The sequence below is a fragment of the Bradyrhizobium altum genome (assembly GCF_020889705.1).
In the GTDB taxonomy this organism is placed as follows: domain Bacteria; phylum Pseudomonadota; class Alphaproteobacteria; order Rhizobiales; family Xanthobacteraceae; genus Bradyrhizobium; species Bradyrhizobium altum.
Genome location: NZ_JACMYP010000504.1, coordinates 1 through 2273 on the forward strand (window position 1 = coordinate 1; position 2273 = coordinate 2273).

The following is a 2273-nucleotide window of genomic DNA, read 5'->3' on the forward strand; positions in this document are numbered from 1 at the left end:
CTGAGCCGCAGGCCAAGCCCGAGCCGGCCCCGCTGACCTCGGGCGTGATCCAGACCCAGCCGATCGCCGCGATCCCCGGCTCGGCCGAACCGATGAAGCCGGTCAAGGTGAAGACCGTGCAGGTCAAGGCCGGCCAGATCAAGCTTGCCGCCGCCGGCCCGGCACAGTCCGCGCCCCCGATCACCAGCACCATCCCGTCGCGCGGCGAAGTTCCCGAGACCTCCAATGCGATGATGGCGCGGGCTGCCGAGACCTCAAGGCCCGAGATGCCGCCGCAGCCGGCGAACTTCGGCACCGGCAACGGCATCCTCGGCGTGCTGCCGGCCTCGTCCGTCCATGCACCGGCCGCCGCCGCGGCACCGCAGGCCGTGGCCTCGATCGAACCGACGACCCGCAGCCTGCAGGCCGCGCCGCAGACCAGCGTCGTCAAGCCAGGCGCCGCGCATTCCGGCTGGATCATCCAGGTTGGCGCGCTCGAGTCCGAAGGCGAGGCCAACAAGCGCATCGACCTCGCGCGCAGTTCGGCCCGCGGCCTCCTCAGCAAGGCGGACCCGTTCACCGAGGTCGTGGCCAAGGACAATCGCAAGCTCTACCGCGCCCGCTTTGCCGGCCTCGAGCGCGATCAGGCCGAAGCGGCGTGCAAGACGCTGAAGCGTGCCGAGATCTCCTGCATCACCGTTCGCAACTGATCGACGCGATCTCTCGATTTCAAAGGGCCGGCGCCGCAAGCGCCGGCCCTTTTGCTTTGCAGGCCGCCGCGCGAACGACCGGCCTTTCCGCGCGCGGCGCGACCATGAGAACTTCTCGTCAATATTTTACGGTTAAGTTTTCCCGAAAGAACGATCGGCCACGCCGGACAGCGGCGGGCCACACGGGGCATCAATCAGAAACGGAAGGCAGCTCTCGGCTGTGGCGTCAGTAGCGTAGCCGGAGTTAGAGATGCGTGCGAAGCAGAGTATCCTTGGCCTCGTTCACACGGGCAGCGAGATACGTCGAGCCCCCCTGGTCGGGATGGAGTTTCTTCATCAGGGCGCGGTGAGCCCGGCCGATGTCGTCACGCGACGCTCCCGGCTGCAGGCCAAGGATCTGATAGGCCTCCTCGTTCGTCATTTTGCCACTCGTCGCCGCGCGGCGCTGCCCCCCTGTCCGGTCGCCCTGTGCGTCCTGACGCCAGGCGGGAAAGCGGCGGTCCAGATAGCTTTCAAGTAGCGCGACGCTTTCGGCGTCGAAGCTCGGGACCATCGCCAGAAGCTGCGACAGGTCGAACTCGTCGAGCATGTGGCCGGCCTGCGGTCCCGCCACGATCTGGCCCTTGAGCACGCCGCTGTCGTGATCGAGGCTCATGTCGAGATATTGCGAGCGCACCCGCGAGCTTTGTCCCTGATTGCGCGAACCGCCGAACATGCCGCCGAAATTGGGAAAGCCGGTGCTCCCGAACGGCGACCAGCCGAGCAATCCGGCGCCGAAGATGCCGAGCGGGATTGCGACCGCCAGTTCGCCCCGCACGCCGGTGAAGGCCGCAACGGCAAGCGCGAACACCCCGCCCACGATCTTGATCGCACGCGCAAGCACGGCCGGATTGGCCGCACGAAACATCTGCAGTGCGGAATAAAGGATGACAACGGCGACGACGCCGGCGATCAGGGTTGGCATGCGCGGAATATAGGCGGCCCGGCGACAAAAAGCATGCGAAGCTTCGTCTCACTGGAGCGTGAAGCGCCCTCGCGTGGCGCCGCCCCCTTCTATTGAGTAGCTTGCGGCAACCGCGCTGGAGGAAGCTCGATGGCGATTGACGGACTGATCAGCCTTCGCAGCCATGTCGGGCCGAAGCAAACGGCCGACCGGCTCAAGGCCGAACTGCAGGCGCGCGGCCTGACCTTGTTCGCGCAGATCGATCATGCCGCGGGCGCCGCCGGCGCCGGTCTTGCGCTGCGTCCGACCGAGCTGTTCGTGTTTGGCAACGCGAAGGGCGGCACGCCGCTGATGCAGGCTGCGCAGACCATCGGGATCGATCTGCCGCTCAAGGCGCTGGTCTGGCAGGACGAAGCCGGCGACTGCTGGCTCTCCTACAATGATCCGGCCTGGCTCGCCGAACGGCACGGCGTCGCGGAAGCGACCGGACAGGTCACAGCCAACATGTCGGCGCTGCTCGCCGCGATTGCCAAAGCCGTGACGTCGGGCGGAGCCTGACCCCCAGGCGGCCTATTTCATCTGGCCGATCAGCCTGGCCGCGCCGCTCGTCGTCTTCGCCAGTTGCAGCAGCGCCTCGCGGC

Annotated in this window: 3 protein-coding genes; 2 read left to right on the forward strand and 1 reads right to left on the reverse strand. The window is 67.2% G+C overall.

From position 1 onward, the window contains the following. The coding region (locus tag H8B02_RS46885) for an SPOR domain-containing protein (RefSeq protein WP_229172459.1) at positions 1 to 689 on the forward strand (689 nt) is incomplete at its 5' end. A gap of 244 nt (positions 690 to 933) precedes the next feature. Here the strand turns inward: H8B02_RS46885 and H8B02_RS46890 are convergent. After that, on the reverse strand, positions 934 to 1653 hold the full coding sequence (locus tag H8B02_RS46890) for a DnaJ domain-containing protein (RefSeq protein ID WP_229172460.1): 720 nt from the start codon (positions 1651 to 1653) through the stop codon (positions 934 to 936). Positions 1654 to 1782: 129 nt separating this feature from the next. Here H8B02_RS46890 and H8B02_RS46895 point away from each other — a divergent pair, with 129 nt between their 5' ends. Next, positions 1783 to 2190, forward strand: coding sequence for a DUF302 domain-containing protein (locus tag H8B02_RS46895; RefSeq protein ID WP_229172461.1), 408 nt, complete (start codon positions 1783 to 1785; stop codon positions 2188 to 2190). The last annotated feature ends 83 nt before the right edge of the window (positions 2191 to 2273 follow it).

Bases quoted from the DNA above. Each gene is read 5' to 3' on its own strand.
- H8B02_RS46895 (WP_229172461.1), top strand. From the start codon at position 1,783: ATGGCGATTGACGGACTGATCAGCCTTCGCAGCCATGTCGGGCCGAAG.
- H8B02_RS46890 (WP_229172460.1), bottom strand. From the start codon at position 1,653: ATGCCAACCCTGATCGCCGGCGTCGTCGCCGTTGTCATCCTTTATTCC.